The sequence below is a fragment of the Mitsuaria sp. MSU3D genome (assembly GCF_056867975.1).
On sequence record NZ_CP200314.1, the window covers coordinates 5,934,792 to 5,952,408 of the forward strand.

The window sequence follows — 17,617 nt, forward strand, 5'->3', positions numbered from 1 at the left end:
CCGGCGCTCAGGCCGCGACGGCCGCGGGCGTGCCGGCGGCCTTGGCGGCCAGCTGCGCGTCCACGATCGCGGCCAGGCCGACGATCGTCGGCTGCTTCATCGCGGTGTCGTGGTCGATCTCGATGTGGAACTTGTCTTCCACCGCGAACATGAAGTCGACCAGCATCAGCGAGTCCAGCCCCAGTTCGGCGAAGGTGACGTCGTCCTTCAGTCCGTCGTCGGTCATGCCCAGCTCGTGGCAGGCCAATTGACGAAGTTGATCAAGCGTGTTGCTCATGGCGGTGGTCCTCGGTCGTGGTCAAAGAAGCAGGGTGTTCGGGTAGTGCCTCGACCGGCACCATCCGCTGCAGGAACTGGCGCGCCGCCTGGGTGACGGCACCGCGTTCGTTGTCCAATGTCAACATGTGATAGCTGTGATGGAACCAATGCACCTCGGGCGTCGTGCCCAGGTGGCGCTGCAGGTCCAGCACCGAGCGGGGCCCGCTGACGTCGTCCTCGCTCGCATGCAGGACGACGGCGGGCGCGTAGATCTCGCCCAGCCGGCGGCGCACGAGGCGGATCATTCGCGAAGCCTGGTACAGGGACGCGGCCGGCAGCCGGTCCGCGCCGGCCGCGGAGACGTGGCTCGAAGTCATCGCCTGGGCGACCCACTCGCGCAGCCGCTCGTTCTTGATGCCGTAGGGCGGCGTCTCGCGGAAGGACAGCCACTGGCGCAGCGGCGGCACGTAGGCCAGCGGCAGCAGGCGGCGCCACGGCGAGACGTTCCAGCCGTCGAAGTGCAGGCTGGTGGACAGCAGCATCAAGGCGGCCGCCGGTCGCTTCAGCGCGAGGGCCAGCGCCAGCACGGCGCCCATCGACAGGCCGCCGACGGCCACGCGGCTGTGCTTCGCGGCGAGCGCGTCGAAGTGCGCGGCGGCCAGGTCGACCCACGCCTCGAAGGGCGGGACCGGACGGCGGGTGGGTTGGTCGACCGCCGGCGCGCCGGCGGCCGGGGGCACGACGCCGTAGCCGTCCAGCGCGGGCGCTTCCACGACGTAGCCGGCGTCGCGCAGGGCGCGGGCCAGCGGCATCATCTCCAGCGGGTTGGCGCACAGGCCGTGCAGGAGCAGCACGGCGGGGCGCGGATCCGGTCGGGAAGGACCGTCGAGGGGGGCGGTGTTCGGCATGAGCGGCAGTCTGTCCAAGCTCGCTGTTGCGGACTTGACGCCAACCTGTCCGCAAGCTGTCAGTGCCGTTGCCCTCAGGTTTCTGACAGGTGGTCGATTGGCCGCCGCAAGGCTCTAGGCTTATGCTGCCGCTCCATGCGAATCCTCCTGGTCGAAGACGATGAGTTCCTGGCGGAGTCCACCGCCCGGGCCCTGCGCTCGCAGTCCTGGGTCGTGGACGTGAGCGCCCGCGGCGAGCCCGTGCCGCTGTCGCTGCGCGAAGACCGTTACGACCTGCTCATCCTGGACATCGGCCTGGCCGGCATCGACGGTTTCGAGACGCTGCGGCGCGTGCGCGCCCAGGGCAGCACGACGCCGGTGCTGCTGCTGACGGCGCGCGACGCCGTCGAGGACCGCGTGCGCGGCCTGGAGGGCGGCGCCGACGACTACCTGGTCAAGCCCTTCGCGCTGAGCGAGCTGATCGCCCGGGCCCGTGCGCTGGTGCGCCGCAGCCAGGCCCGCACCGGCAACGAGCTGCGGCTCTCGTCGCTGCGGATGGACCTCGAGGCGCGCCGCGCCTACATCGCCGAGGAGCCGCTCGCGCTCTCCGCCCGCGAGTGGGACGTGCTGGGTTTCCTGCTGGCGCGCGCCGGCAAGGTGGTGGCGAAGGAGCAGATCGCCTCGGCCAGCAACGGCTGGGAGCAGGGCGTCAGCGACAACGCGATCGAGGTCTGCGTCTCGCGCCTGCGCGCCAAGATCGAGCCTGCCGGCCTGCAGCTGCGCACCGTGCGCGGCCTGGGTTATCTGCTGGAAGAGATGCCGCCCGCGCCGGCGGCCAAGGCCTGACCCCCGCGGCATGACCGAGTCGTCCCCGCCAGGTGGCGCCCCCACCGGAAGCCGGCCCTCGGGGAGTCCCCGATCCGGCGGCGGCCGCACCTTCAGCCTCAAGCAGCGGCTGCTGATCTGGCTGATGTTCCCCGTGCTGGTCGCGGTGCCCGCGGCCGGCTTCATGCTGTACCGCGTCATGCACGACACGGCGATCTCCTGGCTCGACCAGGCGCTGGGCGACACCGCGCTCGCCGTGGCCAGCCTGCTGAGGGAGCGGGACGGGCAGGTCGTCGTCGACGTCTCGGGCCCGACCGATCGCGCGCTGCGCTTCGACCGGACCGACCGCGTCTACTACCTGGTGCTTGATCCGTCGGGCGAGGTGCTGCTCGGCGACGCGCAGCTCGCGCGGCTGAAGCTGCCCAAGCGCCAGCCCAACGAATGGTTCTTCACGCTGGCGACGCTGGACGGCGAATCGCTGCGCGCGGCGGCGCTCGGCGCCACCTGCGGCGACCGGCATGTCTGCCAGATCCTGGTCGCCGAGACGCTGAACAAGCGCGACGCGCTGCAGCAGCAGCTGCTGGTGGTCGTGGGTCTTTTGATCGGCGGCATGGCGGTGTTGCTGGCGGGCGCCGGCTGGTGGGCGACCTACCGGGGCCTCAGACCGCTGTCGCAGCTGAGCGCGGAGCTGGAGCAGCGCGACCTCGCGCGCCTGGAGCCGCTGCAGCACGACGTGCCCGGCGAGCTGAAGCCGCTGATCGCGGCGTTCAACCGGCTCTTCGAGCGGCTGCGGCGGGCGTCGTCGGCGCAGCAGGACTTCCTGGCGAATGCGGCGCATCAGCTGCGCACGCCGCTGACGTCGCTGCGGACCGAGATCGACCTGGCGCTGCTGGAGCCGCACGACCCGCAGATGGAGCCGGTGCTGAAGCGGCTGCAGGGCTCGGTGGACCGCAGCGCGCGCCTGGCGACGCAGATGCTGTCGATCGCGCGCGCCGAGGCCGAGCCTGGCGGCCGCGAGCAGCCGCTGGATCTGCGCGACATCGCCGCGCAGGTGGCGGAGGACTGGGTGCCGCGCGCGTTGCAGGCGGGCGCGGACCTCGAGTTCGAGCTCGAGAGCGCGCCGACGCTGGGCCAGAGCTTCCTGCTGCGGGAGCTGCTGGCCAACGTGCTGCACAACAGCCTGAACTACGCCGGGCCGAATCCGCGCATCACGGTGCGGACCGGCAGCGACGGCGACTGGGCCCGCATGGAGGTCGAGGACAACGGTCCCGGCATCCCGCCGCAGGACCGCGACCGCGCACTGCGCCGCTTCGAGCGCGGCAGCGAGTCCAAGGGGACGGGCAGCGGCCTGGGCCTGGCGATCGCGGTGGACATCGCGCAGCGGCACCGCGGGATGCTGGAGCTGCTCGACGCGACGACGGGGCAGGGGCTGCGGGTGCGGCTCAGCGTGCCGAGGTCGATGCCGGCGTCCTGACCTCCCGCCGGGGCACGTGCGGTTTACCGGGCACGGGCAACCGCAACAAGGGAAATCTTCAGACGCCGGTCATGGGGTCGTCACCGCGCGTCGACACACTCGCAGGTGTCCTCCATCACTCTGCCTGCCCTTGGCCGCGCTTCCCCGTGAACACTGATCGCATCGACTTCCAGGCCGCTCATGGCCGTCATTTCTCTGCTGCACCCTGGGCGGGCTTCCTGACCCTCGGCTTGACCTTGACCTTGACCCTGACCGCCTGCGGCGGCAGCGACAGCGGCAGCGAGCCTGAGCCCGGCGCCTGGACGACCGGTGACCTGCATGTGCACACCGTTCAATCGGACGACTCGCGGACGACGCAGACGCTGGACTTCGTGCTGGGCAAGGCCTTCACCACCTACGGGCTGGACTGGATGGCGGTCAGCAATCATCTGCGCTCCTCCAAGTACGACAACGACGCCAAGCTCCTGCCGGCCCCCGTGGCCTTCGCCTACGGCATGGAGTCGTACGAGATGCCTCGCATCAAGGCGCTGCAGGCCTCCGGCAGCTACGACAAGAAGCTGATCTTCTCCGGTTTCGAGTGGGACACGCCCACCCATGACCACATCGGTGTCGGCATCTTCGAAGGCGGTTCGACGTTGGGCACCTCGGTCAGCGCCACGAAGGAGTTCCAGTACGTCTTCACCACCGGCGACGAGTCGCTGTTCAAGGCGGAAGACGTGACCCGCTGGAAAGCCAAGTACAGCCAGCGCGCCAACACCACCGCCGCCGACGCGCTCAAGGGCATCGCCTGGCTGAAGGACAACTACCCCGACACGAGCTACGCCGTCATCAACCACCCGTCGCGCAATCCCGGCAAGTACACGATCGCCGACTTCCGGCAGATGAATGACCTGGCGCCGAAGATCGTCTTCGCGATCGAAGGCATGGTGGGCAACCAGATGGAGCCCAACCGCGGGGGATACACCTCGGCTTACGTGGACGCGAACAAGCCCAACCGCACGTACGGCGGCACCGACTATGTCGTCGCGCAGCTCGGCGGTGTGTGGGATGCGCTGCTCGGCGAGGGCCGGCGCATCTGGAACGTCGCGGACTCCGACTCTCATTTCGAGATCGACGCCGCCGGCAACAGCAGCGGGTACTACCCGGGCGAGTACGCGAAGAACCATGTGTGGCAGCCCGAGGGCAGCACCGGCGTTGCCGGTCTGCTGAGCAGCCTGCGCGCGGGACGCAGCTTCGGCGTGTTCGGCGACCTGATCCAGGCGCTGGACTTCACCGCCGCTGCCGGTGGGGGCAAGGCGGCCATGGGGCAGGAACTCGTCGCCGGCGCGGGACAGACCGTCACGGTCACGATCCGCTTCAAGAGCCCGCCGGTGAACAACTATCAACGGCCGGTCAACAGCGGCAACCTCGGCAACATGGTGCCGAAGGTGCATCACGTCGACCTGATCGTCGGTGACGTCGGTGGCAAGGCCACGCCCGGAACGCCGGCCTACGACGTGGCGACGAACGCCTCGACCCGTGTCCTGAAGCGCTTCACCAGCGCCGACTGGACCTTGGGCGCCGACGGCTACTACAGCATCACGACCACGCTGGTGGCCGGCAGGAACCAGTACCTCCGACTGCGCGGCACCAATCTGGCCGAGGACGTGCCCGGCCTGAGCGCCGGCGGCGAGCCGCTCGCCGACCAGCCGGTGAACACGACCGACAACGCCACGCGCCACGACCAGATCAACGACCGCAACTACGGCAACCTGTGGTTCTACTCGAACCCGATCTTCGTCAGCGTGAAGTGAGCGTGCCGGCGCGGGCGAGCCGCCCGCGCCGCTTGCCTTGCCGCTTGCCTGGCCGTTTGTCCCGCCGACGCCGCCTCAGCCCATCGACGGTCCCGTCGCGGCGTCCAGCTCCGGGGTGATGATCAGGCAGCACGGCTGCCCCAGGTACTCAAGCGACACCGCGTTCACCACGGCGGGGTGGGTGTCGCCGCTGGCATATCCTCCCGTGGACCTGGCCGTCCCTCGCCAGCCTGGATTCGCATCGCCATGACCATCCGCATCGTCCAACTCGGCGTCACACCGCGCCTGCCTGATGAAGGCCCTCGTCTTGGCACCGTTCGCCGCCCTCCGCGCGGGGTCCGCAAGGAGGACTACGGGCGTCTGGACTACTACGACAGCTGGCTGCCGCTGCTGTCGCCCAGTGCGGAGCTGATGGCCCAAGGTCGGGCCGCCGAGGACGACAAGCAGTGGAACGCCTTCGCCCGTGCGTATCGCAAGGAGATGAGCGAATCCGCGCCGTCGCAGATGCTGGACACGCTGGCGGCGCTGTCGCACTCGTCCAATCTGTCGATGGGCTGCTATTGCGACAACCCGCTGCGCTGCCATCGCAGCCTGCTCACGCAGTTGCTGACGGAACGCGGCGCCGCATTGAGCAGCGAGTGAGGTCAGCGGGCTGACTCGAACGCGATCGCGTCGAACATCCGCTGCAGCTTGTCGACGCGTGTCGGCGCGAGGAACTGTCTGGCCCACGCGAGTCGCCCCATCAACGGCGAGCGGAGCGCCGGGTCGACGGCGGCAAGCGCGCCCAGCCGATGCAGCTCGGCCTTCAAGCGATCGAAGTCCTCGCGCGCGAGGTTCGGCTTCGCATTGACGACGACGCCGGTCACCTGCTGCCGGCCGCCCGAGGGCATCGCACGCGTCTTGTCGCGGCGCAGTCGGAAGCCCTCGTCTTCGACGATCGCCTGGACCCAGGCGCGGAACTCGCGCTGGTCGCGGCACAGCGCGGCAGGGCCCGAGAACACCAGGTCGTCCGCGTACCGCGAGTAACGCGCGCCGAAGCGATGGGCGAGTCCGTCCAGCCGCAGGTCGAGCGGGAACGCGCACAGATTCGCGAGGGCGGGCGACGTCGGCGCCCCCTGCGGCAGATGCTGCGAGGCGAGCCGCTTCGCGCCGTCGAAGTCGATCGATCCGTCCTCGCGCAGGCGCTCTCGAACCGGCGCCGGCGTGCGCGCGGTGCAGAGCGTCGTCAGCCGCTCGACGACGGCGTCGGAGAACCCCAGCGTCCGGAACGTGGCCGCAATGCGCGCGCGTCCGATGCTGGGAAAGAAGTCGCGCAGGTCGAAGCGGATGACGAAGTCCTGGCCGACGTGGACCGCCGCATTCGTCGCGACATTGCGGCCCGGCACGAATCCGTGGGCGGCCTCGTGACACGGCAGCGTGTTCAACAGGCCGTCGAGCAGACGGCGTTGGACGGCCTTCAGGCGCGGCAGCGGTGCTTCGATCAGGCGCAGGCCGCCGCGGCGCTTCGGAACGAGCAGGCAGCGGTAGTGCGGAGTCGGCGCGACATGCGGTCGCTGAGGCGTGGCGACCGCCTCGCGGTAGTGACGCGCGGGTCCGGCGAAGTGATCGAGCTCGTCCAGCGTCAGGCCGAGCCACGTCGCCAGGTCGGCCTCGGTCGGCCAGTGCGGCAGGACGAGGTGTTCCAGCGCGAAGGGCAGCGGCCGCATCCGCGAGGGTCGCAGCAGCAGGCGGCGCACGATCGGTCGAGGGAAACGTTCGAGATCGAAGCCTTCATGGAAGGCCCCGATCTCCAGCAGCGCGTCGGCGAGGCTGCCGACCGAGTGCGACCGCCACACCGGCGTCGTCCATCGCGCGAGCGCGACGCACAGCGGTTTCAACCAGGGCCGCGCTTCAGCGCCCAGGCATTGCTCGGCGCGCGCCTGCAGCGCGTCGGCCTCGCGGGCGCGCGGCGACTCGTCGTCCGCCTGCAGCGCGCGGGCGAGCGCCAGCGCGATCCAGCGGGGATAGGTCAACGGCGCGGCAGCGGTCATCGGTGGCGAGGCGGTCCTTGTCGCCGCCGCGATCGCGGCGACGGGGGCAACAGGTGACCCCCGGAGGCGCCGCCAACTGGCCGGTCTCGACCGATACAGCTCCGCGCGGCAGCGCGGCTGAGTATCGGCGCCGGATGACTGACTGTGGAAAGCGCCGCGGGGAATCCCCGCAGCCGGAGGCGCGAACGCTTCCGAAGGCTTGGCGGCGACCGGAGGTCGGCGGCGATTATGGGCGCGAGCCGTGACGCCGCTCAAGCGGCGTCGGGCCGGCGTGAAGACTCACGCCTCGACCGCGACCCTCAAGCCGCGCTCAGCACCGCCTGCTTCGACGCATTCGCCTGCAGCGGGATGTATTCCGCGTCCGATTCGGTGCGCTTGGCCTCGCAGCTCGCGACCAGCTGCTTCTGCCATTGCGAATGGCGCTCGAACAGCTCCGCGATCCAGTCGACGAACACCCGCAGCTTGGTGCTCAGGTGCCGGTTCGGCGGGTACACGACGTACAGCGGCAGCGGATCCGATTCCCAGTCGCAGAGGAAGGGCACCAGCTCGCCCGAGTCGATGTGCGGCTTGATCATGAAGTACGGCGCCTGGATCACGCCCAGCCCCGTCAGGCCCGCCGTCATGTACGCGTTGCCGTCGTTGACCGAGACCTTGTAGTGGCCATAGATCTCGTAGCGCTGGCCGTTCTTGCTGTAGTCGAACGGGAAACGCTTGCCGGTGCGCGTCGAGAAATAGCTGACCACGTGATGCTGGTCCGACTCCAGGTCCAGCGGATGCTGCGGCAGCCCATGCTGCTGGATGTAGGCCGGCGACGCGCAGCAGCCGTAGCCCCAGTCGCCGATGCGGCGCGCGACGAGTGACTGGTCGGTGATCTCGCCGCCGCGCACGACGCAGTCGACGTTGTCGCCGATCAGGTCCACCGGCCGGTCCGACACGCCGAGGTCGATCTGAATGTCCGGATGTCTTGCATAGAACTCCGGAAGTGCGGGAATCAGCAGCAGGCGCGCCACGGACGAGGCCACGTCCACACGGATCCGCCCCTTCGGCGCCGCGCGCGCATGCGACACGGAGCCCTCGAGCTCTTCGATGTCGGACAGCAGCCGCGTCACCCGCTCGTAATACGCGGCGCCGTCCGGCGTCACGCTGACGCGCCGCGTCGTGCGGTTCAGCAGCTTGACCTTGAGGTGGTCCTCCAGCGACTGGATCAACCGCGTCACCGCGGTCTTGGGCAGGTCCAGCGATTCCGCCGCCCGCGTGAACGTCCCGGCTTCCACGACGCGCGCGAAAGCTTGCATGGCATTGAGCTTGTCCATCCGTGACCCCTTCTCACCCTGACTGCTGCGGCTGCTCGCCGCCACTGCTATCGACACCACGGCGCGTCTGCGCGCGCGCGAGGTCGCCATCGTGCCCGATCGATTGTTTCGTCGATGAAACGCTGATGCGCGTCCCGGGCTGTTTATCGGACGGCGTCCATTGTCTAAATTTCGCTGCATTGCAACATGAACCGGCCTGCCCCCACGCGGAGCAGGCCTTTGGCCCTGCCATGGATGCGCTGCCGCTGACCTCCTGCCACGACGACCTCCTGCCCGCCGGCGACGGCGTGGTGCCGGTGCGCGTGTACAAGGGCGCGGCTCGCCGCAAGGATGCGCCGGTCGTCATGCACCTGCACGGCGGCGCCTTCACCGAGGGGGGCCTGGACAGCGGCGAACTGGTCTCGCGGCTGCTGGCGGACGCGGGCGCCGTGGTCGTCGACGTGGACTACCCGACCGGCCAGGAATATGTGTTCCCGACCGCGCTGAAGACGCTGGATGCGTTGCTGGCGGGCCTGCACAAGGCGCGGACCCGGCTCTCCGGCAAAGGCGCGCCGCTGGTCGTCGCCGGTGAAGAGGCGGGCGGCAACCTCGCCGCCGCGCTGGCGCTGATGGCGCGCGACCAGGGCCACCGCAAGCTCTCCGGCCAGATCCTGATCGGGCCGATGCTCAACCCGTGCATGGGCACCGCCTCGCTGCGCCAGGCCGACGCCGGTTACGGCGAATGCCGATGGATGCACGGCTGGCGCGCCTACCTCGGCGAATGCGAGGACGGCGACCATCCCTACGCCGCGCCGGCCAACACCGGCCGCCTCGCGGGCCTGGTGCCGGCGCTGGTCGTCAGCGCCGACGACGACCCGATGCGCGACGAGGCGCTGGCCTATGCCCGCGCGATGAAGCGCGCCGGCGTCGACGTGCAGCAGGCGCTGATCGCCGGCCCCAGCGGCTGGCCCTGCAGCCTGATGAAGCTGCCCTCGCTGTCCGCCCTCCAGCTGCCGTGGGCGAGCGCCCTGCGCCAGAAGCTGGCCGATTTCCTGTCCCTGATCCCACCGGCCGGCAAACCCCGGCTGCAACCCGCCTGACCCCAAGAGCCCTCAAAGAACTCCCAACGTCTACCCCCGTCACCGGAGCACCCACCATGAACAAGAAGATCTTTGCCACCTCGCTCACCGCCGTCGCCGCGGTCGTCGGGGCCCTCGTCGTCGGCCTGCACAGCCAGCAGGCGGTCGCGAATCAACCGTCGGGCGCGCCGCAGGCGATTCCCGTCTCCGTCGCCACCGTCGCGAGCCAGGAAGTGGCCGCGTGGGACGAGTTCTCGGGCCGCCTGGAGGCTGTCGAGCGCGTGGATGTCCGCGCCCGCGTCTCCGGTGCCGTGCAGTCGGTGCATTTCCGGGAAGGGGCGCTGGTGAAATCCGGTGACCTGCTGATCACCATCGATCCCGCGCCCTACCAGGCCGAGGTCGATCGCGCCGAGGCGCAGGTGCTGGCCGCGCAGGCCCGCGTGACGTACTCGAAGAGCGAGCTGGAGCGTTCCACCCGCCTGTGGAGCGAGCGCGCCATCGCGCAGCGCGAGCTCGACGAGCGCAGCAACGCCTCCAATGAAGCCAACGCCAACCTGCGCGCCGCGCAGGCCGCGCTGCAGTCGGCCAAGCTGAACCTCGGCTACACGCAGGTTCGCGCGCCGGTGGCCGGCCGTGTCGGCAAGCTGGAAGTCACGCAGGGCAACCTGGTGGCCGCCGGTCCCGGCGCGCCGGTGCTGACGACGCTGGTCTCGGTCAGCCCGATCTACGCGAGCTTCGACGCCGACGAGGGCACCGTCGCCCGCGCGCTGAACGAGCTGCACGGCAACGCCAAGATCGCCGCCGGCGACCTGTCGAGCATCCCCGTGCAGATCGGCACCGCGGCCACCGCCGACACGCCCTTCAACGGCAAGCTGCAGCTGATCGACAACCAGGTCGACGCCCGCAGCGGCACGGTGCGCGTGCGCGCGGTGCTGGACAACAAGGACGGCGCGCTGATCCCGGGCCAGTTCGCCCGCATCCGCCTGGGCCAGGCCAAGAAGAGCGCGGCCGTGCTCGTCAACGAGCGCGCGGTCGGCACCGACCAGAACAAGCGCTTCGTGATGGTGGTCGGCGCGGACAACACGCTGAGCTACCGCGAGGTGCTGCTGGGCGCCAACGTCGACGGCCTGCGTGTCGTGACGTCGGGCCTGAAGGCCAACGAGCGCGTGGTCGTCAACGGCCTGCAACGCGTGCGTCCCGGCGCGCTGGTCGCTCCGACCATCGTCCCGATGAACGCCAAGGCAGAAATCCAAGCCAAGGACGGCGCCCCCAAGGCGGACAAGACCTGACCTGAACCCGAAGGGACGGGCAAGACCCGTCCCCCTGGGGCTCCGGACAGCCTTCGGGGCGGCGCGACGCCGTCCCGCGGGGGACCCTTTGCCGTTTTATCCAGTCGACTTGAAAGACTGACATGAATCTCTCCAAATTCTTCATCGACCGCCCGATCTTCGCGGGCGTGCTGTCGGTGCTGATCTTCGTCTCCGGGCTGCTCGCCGTGCGCGTGCTGCCGATCTCGGAATACCCCGAAGTCGTGCCGCCGCAAGTGGTGGTGCGCGCGCAGTACCCCGGCGCGAACCCCAAGGTCATCGCGGAAGCCGTGGCCACGCCGCTCGAGGAATCGATCAACGGCGTCGAAGGCATGCTCTACATGGGCAGCCAGGCGACCACCGACGGCCTCATGACGCTGACGGTCACCTTCAAGCTGGGCACCGACCCGGACAAGGCCCAGCAGCTGGTGCAGAACCGCGTCTCGCAAGCCGAGCCGCGCCTGCCCGAGGAGGTCCGCCGACTCGGCCTGACGACGGTCAAGAGCAGCCCCGACCTGACCATGGTCGTGCACTTGCTGTCGCCCAACGACCGCTACGACATGACCTACCTCCGCAACTACGCGGTGCTGAACGTCAAGGACCGCCTGGCGCGGATCCAGGGCGTGGGTCAGGTGCAGCTGTTCGGCTCGGGGGACTACTCGATGCGCATCTGGCTGGACCCGCAGAAGGTCGCCGAACATGGCCTGTCGGCCAGCGACGTCGTCCAGGCGATCCGCGAGCAGAACGTGCAGGCGGCCGCCGGTGTCGTCGGCGCTTCGCCGGGCCTGCAGGGCATCGACCTGCAGCTGCCGATCAACGCGCAAGGCCGTCTGAACAGCGAGCAGGAATTCGGCGACATCATCGTCAAGTCCGGCGCCAACGGCCAGGTGACGCGTCTGCGCGACCTGGGCCGCATCGAACTGGGCGCCGCGGAATACGCGCTGCGCTCGCTGCTGGACAACAAGTCCGCGGTGGCGATCCCGATCTTCCAGGCCCCGGGCTCGAATGCGATCGAGATCTCGAACAACGTCCGCGCCACGATGGCCGAGCTGAAGAAGGCCATGCCCGAAGGCGTGGACTACTCCATCGTCTACGACCCGACGCAGTTCGTGCGGGCGTCCATCGAGTCCGTGGTCCACACGCTGCTCGAAGCGGTGGCGTTGGTCGTGCTGGTCGTGATCCTGTTCCTGCAGACCTGGCGCGCGTCCATCATCCCGCTGCTGGCGGTGCCGGTGTCCATCATCGGCACCTTCGCGGTGATGCATCTCTTCGGTTTCTCGATCAACGCGCTGTCGCTGTTCGGCCTCGTGCTGGCGATCGGCATCGTGGTGGACGATGCGATCGTGGTCGTCGAGAACGTCGAGCGCAACATCGAGGCGGGCCTGAGTCCGCGTGAAGCGACCTACCGCGCGATGCGCGAAGTGTCCGGCCCCATCATCGCGATCGCGCTGGTGCTGGTCGCGGTGTTCGTGCCGCTGGCCTTCATCACCGGCCTGACGGGCCAGTTCTACAAGCAGTTCGCGCTGACGATCGCGATGTCGACGGTGATCTCGGCGGTCAACTCGCTGACGCTGTCGCCCGCGCTGGCCGCGATGCTGCTCAAGGGCCACGATGCGCCCAAGGACTGGCTGACCCGCGCGATGGACAAGGTGCTGGGCCGCTTCTTCGGCGGTTTCAACAAGCTGTTCAACCGCGGCGCCAAGGCCTACAGCGGCGGCGTGACCAAGGCGATCTCCCGCAAGGTGATCATGCTGCTCATCTACGCCGGCCTGCTGGGCCTGACCGTGGGTCTGTTCAAGGCGGTGCCGAGCGGCTTCGTGCCGGGGCAGGACAAGCAGTACCTGATCGGCTTCGCGCAGCTGCCCGACGGCGCGACGCTGGACCGCACCGAAGACGTGATCCGCCGCATGAGCGAGATCGCGATGAAGACCCCCGGCGTCGAGCACGCCATCTCGTTCCCGGGCCTGTCGATCAACGGCTTCACCAACAGCTCGAACTCGGGCATCGTGTTCGCGTCCTTGAAGTCCTTCGACGAGCGCACCGGCAAGGGCCTGTCGGCCGGCGAGATCGCGGCCAAGATGAACGCCGACTTCGGTCAGCTCCAGGACGCCTTCGTCGTGATGTTCCCGCCCCCGCCGGTGCAAGGCCTGGGCACGACCGGCGGCTTCAAGTTCCAGCTGGAAGACCGAGGCGGCCTCGGCTACGAGGCGCTCGACCAGGCGGTCAAGGCCTTCATGGCCAAGGCCCAGAAGGCGCCGGAACTGGCGGGTCTGTTCAGCAGCTACCAGGTGAACGTGCCGCAGCTGTACGCCGACCTCGACCGCACCAAGGCGCGCCAGCTGGGCGTGGCGGTGACGGACGTGTTCGACACGATGCAGATCTACCTGGGCTCGCTGTACGTCAACGACTTCAACAAGTTCGGCCGCACCTACACGGTCCGCGTGCAGGCGGACGCCGCCTACCGCGCCCGTGCCGAGGACGTGGGCCTGCTGAAGGTGCGTTCGGCCTCGGGCGAGATGGTGCCGCTGTCGGCGCTGATGAAGGTCCAGCCGAGCTTCGGTCCGGAACGCGCGATGCGCTACAACGGTTTCCTGTCGGCCGACATCAACGGCGGCGCCGCACCCGGTTATTCGACCGGCCAGGCGCAGGACGCGGTCGAGCGCATCGCCGCGGAGACGCTGCCCCCGGGCATCAGCTACGAGTGGACCGAGCTGACCTACCAGGAGATCCTGGCCGGCAACTCCGGCGTGTGGGTCTTCCCGCTGGCCATCCTGCTGGTGTTCCTGGTGCTGGCCGCGCAGTACGAGAGCCTGTCGCTGCCGGTGGCGATCATCCTGATCGTGCCGATGGGGCTGATGGCCGCGATGACCGGCGTGTGGCTCAGCCACGGGGACAACAACGTCTTCACGCAGATCGGGTTGATCGTGCTGGTGGGCTTGTCGGCGAAGAACGCGATCCTGATCGTGGAGTTCGCCCGCGAGCTTGAATTCGCCGGCAGGACGCCGCTGCAGGCGGCCATCGAGGCGAGCCGGCTGCGTCTGCGTCCGATCCTGATGACGTCGATGGCGTTCGTGATGGGCGTGCTGCCGCTGGTGCTGGCCACGGGCGCTGGCGCCGAGATGCGCAACGCGATGGGCGTGGCGGTGTTCGCCGGGATGATCGGCGTGACGGCCTTCGGCCTGTTCCTGACGCCGGTGTTCTATGTGGTGGTGCGTCGCCTGACCGGCAACAAGCCGCTCAAGCAGCACGGCGAGGTGCCGCATGACGTCGAGGCCTTCGTGCAGCCCGAGCAGGGCGCGGGTCACGACTTCGGTCCGGGCGGCAATGCCCGTCCGCATCCCGCCGCGCCGCGCCACGAGCACGAGTAAAAGGATTCGATGCCATGAAAACCAAACTGATGATGACGACGCTGCTGGCGGCCCTGGTGCTGGCCGGTTGCGCGACACCGCCGCCGATCGACGAATCGCGCCTGCCGGCCACGCCGACGGCCTTCAAGTCGCAGGCGACCGCGACCGTCGGCGAGGCACGCTGGGCGGTGGCCCCGCCGGCCGATGCCGAGCCGCGCGGCGACTGGTGGCTCGCGTTCGGCGATGCGACGCTGAACGATCTGATCCGCCGCTCGCTGGTCAACAACAACGATCTGCAAGGCGCTGCGGCGCGACTGGCGCAAGCACGCGCCCTGCTGCGCAGCACGAATGCGGATCGCCTGCCGCAAGTCGGCGCCAGCGCCGGCGCCACGCGCGGCACGGTGGCGGGCCAGGGCCCGGCCGCCACGACGGTCTACAACGCCGGTCTGGCGGCGAGCTGGGAAGTCGACCTGTCCGGTCGTCTCTCGGAAGCCACCCGCGCGGCTTCGTTGGACGCGCAATCGCGTGAAGCGCTGCTGCAGTCCACGCGGCTGATGGTGCAGGCGGACGTGGCGCAGACCTACCTGGCACTGCGCTTCGCCGACCAGGAACGTCGCCTGGTGCGCGACACGGTCGCGGCTTACCGCGAGACCCTGGCGCTGACGCAACGTCGCTATCAAGCGGGCGACGTCGCCGAACTGGACCTGGCGCGCGTGCAGACGGAAGTCGCCGCGACCGAGGCCGAGGCGATCAGCCTCGACCGCCGCCGTGCCGAGCTGGAGAACGCGCTGTCGGTGCTGCTGGGCGAGCCAGCTTCGGGCTTCAAGGTGGCGGAAGACACGGCGCTCGCCCCGCTGCCGTCGATCCCCTCGGGTCTGCCGAGCACGGTGCTGGCGCGTCGCCCTGACGTGGCCGCGTCGCAGCGCAGCCTGCTGGCGGCACAGTCGCGGGTGGGCGCGGCGCAGGCCGCGTGGTTCCCGAGCCTGTCGCTGACGGCCAATGGCGGCTACGCGTCGCCGGAGCTGAGCGACGTCTTCCGCTGGTCGGCGCGCGCGTGGTCGGTCGATGCGCTGCTGTCGCTGCCGATCTTCGACGGCGGCCGCCGCAAGGCGGGCGTGGAGTCGGCGAAGGCGGGCCTGGACCTGGCGATGGCCAGCTACCGCCAGCAGCTGCTGCAGGCGCTGCGCGAGGTCGAGGACTCGCTGGTCGGTCTGCAGACCTTGTCGCAGCAGGCGGAAGTGCAGGGCCAGGCGGTGCAGTCGTCGACGCGCGCGACGGCGCTGTCGGACTCGCGCTACCGCAACGGGCTGGTCAGCCAGCTCGACCTGCTCGACGCGCGCCGCAGCGAGCTGCGCAACCGCCGCGCGGCGCTGCAGGTGCAGGCCGCGCAGTACCAGGCGACGGTCGGACTTGTCCGCGCCCTGGGCGGCGGCTGGACGACGCCAGCCTGAGCCCCGGCCGGGCAAGACCCGGCCCCTCTCAAATGCGACCGGACCTTTACCGGTGCCCCTTTGGGCGTGCAGGAGTGCACGCCCTTTTTCGTTCGTGGCCTGCTCAGGCTTGAAGCGATGCGGCGCGTGACCCTGCCTAGAATCTCCGCAACCGAAAGGAAGCATGAAAACGGTCTGGATCATCGACGGCGCCTACCTTTTCAACGTGGGTCGCGGCCGTCCGTTCGATTACCTCAAGCTCAAGAACGAGCTCGTCCAGCGCAACGGTGGTCCGATCTACGAGAGCTACTACCTGAACTCCACGCGCGACCTGGCGACGGACCAGCAGAACGCGTTCCACACGTGGCTCAAGGCGGCGCCGCCGCGCGGTCCGAAGATTCGGGTCCAGCTGTACGAGATGAAGAGCCTGCACCTTCAATGCCCGGATTGCGGCGTGCAGTTCGACCGTGAAGTGCAGAAGGGCGTGGACGTTGCCATCGCCACGCTGCTGATCAAGCTCGCGGTGCAGAACGTCTATGACCGGCTGATCCTGTCGGCGGGCGACGGCGATTTCGAAGAGGCGATCTCGTACGTCAAGTCCGATCTCAAGAAGGAGGTCTGGGTCAGTGGCTTGCAGGCCAATCTGTCGACCGACCTCCAGTCTTATGCGGACGAGGTGGTGTGGATGGACAATCTGTATCCGATGATCGCCAGGTGAGGTGTGACGACGACGCGCGTGAACAGTAAGCGTCCTGGCATGTCATGTTGATCGTAAGCGTGGCCTCACGGCCCTCTGGCGCGCCAGCGGCGTCCTGACCAAGATCGGCTGATCCTGCGTAAGCGCGCAGTCATGTCATGTTGACTTCGACCAGTCTTACGGCGCCTTCTCTTGTCGATCAATCACGGGTCCAATGTTGAACCGTAAGATGGACCGCTTCACCTCGTTGACTAGGCCTCGCCTTTGCGCCCATGACAGATTCGGACGACGCGACGAGATTGCGCAGCGGGGCTTGGCTCCCACCCGATGTGTCCAGCGCCCTGAGTATCAGTGCGGTGGTGGCCATCAGAACCCTTCGGGAGAATCATGGCGTCGGGTTGTACGAGGCAAAGCAGATCGTCGATGCTTATTTAGAGCGCCATCCAGAGCATCCTCTTGCGCTGCGTCAGACGCAGTCGGCCATTCAGAGCCCCACATCCGCTCGAAAGACGTTCGAGCAGTATCGCGATTCGTTGCTGGCGACGTCCCTGGAATCAGGTGATCCGATCCCGCTGGAGGCATTGCCCAATCGGATTCGTCCGCCTGCGTACTACGTCGTGGTGCGCCGTGCAAACGCAGCTGAAGAACATCCGTTTCCGCGAGTTCTCCGGGCGTGCCTGGACTCGATGGTCAGCCAGGACTGCGTCGAACTGGTCGATGAGGAGTACGGCCCCACTGTCTGGGATACGGTAGGCATGACCGTCAAGCTGATGGAGCCTATATCCGGACGCGAGGTGAGTGGTCTCATGGAGCAGCTTGAACGCATTTGCTCGCCGACGACTAGTTGGAGAGTGGTGCGAGGAAGCAAGGCTGAAGAACTTGCAATTGGACCGAAGGACCTTAAGGTCGAATACTTCCTTCGTGAGCACGCGCAGGGAAGTCACGTGTGGCCTACGGTGAGCTGCGTGAGACTCACACACCATCCATCTGGTTTGGTAGCCAGGGCCACAGCACACCGCCAGAAGCTCATCAACTACGAAGAGGCAATCTACATCCTTGACTCTCTGCTGAAGGACAGCGGGCACGCCATGGACTAGCTGTGCGTGACGAAGTGCTGGGCAGGCATCGGAAGGTCTTCTTCCGCGGCGACGCAGCCAGTGGCACCCAGCCTTCCGGGCAACGCTCAGCCCAGGATGCG

14 protein-coding genes are annotated in these 17,617 nt (G+C 68.6%); 10 read left to right on the top strand and 4 right to left on the bottom strand.

Translation table 11 applies throughout. From position 1 onward, the window contains the following. Window positions 1-7: 7 nt before the first annotated feature. Both AC1VNM_RS26150 and AC1VNM_RS26155 read right to left on the bottom strand, forming a co-directional pair. Entirely contained in the window at window positions 8-277 is a 270-nt protein-coding gene (locus AC1VNM_RS26150; protein WP_377157679.1) for an acyl carrier protein, read from the bottom strand. Further along, complete coding sequence (locus tag AC1VNM_RS26155) at window positions 261-1,166, bottom strand: alpha/beta hydrolase (protein WP_483108850.1); 906 nt, start codon at window positions 1,164-1,166, stop codon at window positions 261-263. The genes AC1VNM_RS26150 and AC1VNM_RS26155 overlap by 17 nt, the downstream gene beginning before the upstream one ends. Before the next feature lie 135 nt (window positions 1,167-1,301). Here AC1VNM_RS26155 and AC1VNM_RS26160 point away from each other — a divergent pair, with 135 nt between their 5' ends. The 4 genes from AC1VNM_RS26160 (at window position 1,302) to AC1VNM_RS26175 (ending at window position 5,879) form a co-directional block, all read left to right on the top strand. Further along, window positions 1,302-1,991, top strand: coding sequence for a response regulator (locus AC1VNM_RS26160; RefSeq protein WP_431101668.1), 690 nt, complete (start codon window positions 1,302-1,304; stop codon window positions 1,989-1,991). Between the two features lie 10 nt (window positions 1,992-2,001). Continuing rightward, a complete protein-coding gene (locus AC1VNM_RS26165; RefSeq protein WP_483108851.1) occupies window positions 2,002-3,444 on the top strand; it encodes a sensor histidine kinase in 1,443 nt (480 codons plus the stop codon). Window positions 3,445-3,590: 146 nt separating this feature from the next. Beyond that, complete coding sequence (locus tag AC1VNM_RS26170; protein ID WP_483108852.1) at window positions 3,591-5,237, top strand: CehA/McbA family metallohydrolase domain-containing protein; 1,647 nt, start codon at window positions 3,591-3,593, stop codon at window positions 5,235-5,237. Window positions 5,238-5,483: 246 nt separating this feature from the next. Beyond that, window positions 5,484-5,879 carry a DUF488 domain-containing protein gene (locus AC1VNM_RS26175; RefSeq protein ID WP_483108853.1) on the top strand — a complete coding sequence of 132 codons (396 nt, stop codon included), beginning with the start codon at window positions 5,484-5,486 and terminating at the stop codon, window positions 5,877-5,879. Window positions 5,880-5,881: 2 nt separating this feature from the next. Here the strand turns inward: AC1VNM_RS26175 and AC1VNM_RS26180 are convergent, their stop codons facing one another. Next, window positions 5,882-7,267 carry a reverse transcriptase family protein gene (locus AC1VNM_RS26180; RefSeq protein WP_483108854.1) on the bottom strand — a complete coding sequence of 462 codons (1,386 nt, stop codon included), beginning with the start codon at window positions 7,265-7,267 and terminating at the stop codon, window positions 5,882-5,884. Between the two features lie 299 nt (window positions 7,268-7,566). Next, entirely contained in the window at window positions 7,567-8,580 is a 1,014-nt protein-coding gene (locus AC1VNM_RS26185) for a LysR family transcriptional regulator (RefSeq protein ID WP_483108855.1), read from the bottom strand. 230 nt (window positions 8,581-8,810) lie between these two features. Between AC1VNM_RS26185 and AC1VNM_RS26190 the strand changes: the two genes are divergently transcribed. The 6 genes from AC1VNM_RS26190 to AC1VNM_RS26215 all read left to right on the top strand — a co-directional run bounded on the left by AC1VNM_RS26190 (window position 8,811) and on the right by AC1VNM_RS26215 (window position 17,516). Then, window positions 8,811-9,659 (top strand): alpha/beta hydrolase fold domain-containing protein, encoded by an 849-nt coding sequence (locus tag AC1VNM_RS26190; protein WP_377157670.1) that lies wholly within the window; start codon window positions 8,811-8,813, stop codon window positions 9,657-9,659. Between the two features lie 56 nt (window positions 9,660-9,715). Further along, window positions 9,716-10,927, top strand: a complete 1,212-nt coding sequence (locus AC1VNM_RS26195; RefSeq protein WP_431101675.1) for an efflux RND transporter periplasmic adaptor subunit — start codon at window positions 9,716-9,718, stop codon at window positions 10,925-10,927. A 122-nt stretch (window positions 10,928-11,049) separates the two neighbouring features. Then, window positions 11,050-14,313, top strand: a complete 3,264-nt coding sequence (locus tag AC1VNM_RS26200) for an efflux RND transporter permease subunit (RefSeq protein ID WP_431101676.1) — start codon at window positions 11,050-11,052, stop codon at window positions 14,311-14,313. Between the two features lie 14 nt (window positions 14,314-14,327). After that, the gene (locus AC1VNM_RS26205) at window positions 14,328-15,743 is read left to right on the top strand and encodes an efflux transporter outer membrane subunit (protein ID WP_483108856.1); all 1,416 of its coding nucleotides are present in this window, start codon (window positions 14,328-14,330) and stop codon (window positions 15,741-15,743) included. A 163-nt stretch (window positions 15,744-15,906) separates the two neighbouring features. After that, on the top strand, window positions 15,907-16,440 hold the full coding sequence (locus AC1VNM_RS26210) for an NYN domain-containing protein (RefSeq protein WP_483108857.1): 534 nt from the start codon (window positions 15,907-15,909) through the stop codon (window positions 16,438-16,440). 338 nt (window positions 16,441-16,778) lie between these two features. Continuing rightward, window positions 16,779-17,516, top strand: coding sequence for a peptide chain release factor family protein (locus AC1VNM_RS26215; protein WP_483108858.1), 738 nt, complete (start codon window positions 16,779-16,781; stop codon window positions 17,514-17,516). Window positions 17,517-17,617: the final 101 nt, after the last annotated feature.

Coding starts and splice junctions, on each gene's coding strand:
- AC1VNM_RS26195 (WP_431101675.1), top strand. CDS start 9,716: ATGAACAAGAAGATCTTTGCCACCTCGCTCACCGCCGTCGCCGCGGTC.
- AC1VNM_RS26210 (WP_483108857.1), top strand. CDS start 15,907: ATGAAAACGGTCTGGATCATCGACGGCGCCTACCTTTTCAACGTGGGT.
- AC1VNM_RS26155 (WP_483108850.1), bottom strand. CDS start 1,166: ATGCCGAACACCGCCCCCCTCGACGGTCCTTCCCGACCGGATCCGCGC.
- AC1VNM_RS26165 (WP_483108851.1), top strand. CDS start 2,002: ATGACCGAGTCGTCCCCGCCAGGTGGCGCCCCCACCGGAAGCCGGCCC.
- AC1VNM_RS26190 (WP_377157670.1), top strand. CDS start 8,811: ATGGATGCGCTGCCGCTGACCTCCTGCCACGACGACCTCCTGCCCGCC.
- AC1VNM_RS26200 (WP_431101676.1), top strand. CDS start 11,050: ATGAATCTCTCCAAATTCTTCATCGACCGCCCGATCTTCGCGGGCGTG.
- AC1VNM_RS26180 (WP_483108854.1), bottom strand. CDS start 7,267: ATGACCGCTGCCGCGCCGTTGACCTATCCCCGCTGGATCGCGCTGGCG.
- AC1VNM_RS26185 (WP_483108855.1), bottom strand. CDS start 8,580: ATGGACAAGCTCAATGCCATGCAAGCTTTCGCGCGCGTCGTGGAAGCC.
- AC1VNM_RS26205 (WP_483108856.1), top strand. CDS start 14,328: ATGAAAACCAAACTGATGATGACGACGCTGCTGGCGGCCCTGGTGCTG.
- AC1VNM_RS26160 (WP_431101668.1), top strand. CDS start 1,302: ATGCGAATCCTCCTGGTCGAAGACGATGAGTTCCTGGCGGAGTCCACC.
- AC1VNM_RS26150 (WP_377157679.1), bottom strand. CDS start 277: ATGAGCAACACGCTTGATCAACTTCGTCAATTGGCCTGCCACGAGCTG.
- AC1VNM_RS26175 (WP_483108853.1), top strand. CDS start 5,484: ATGACCATCCGCATCGTCCAACTCGGCGTCACACCGCGCCTGCCTGAT.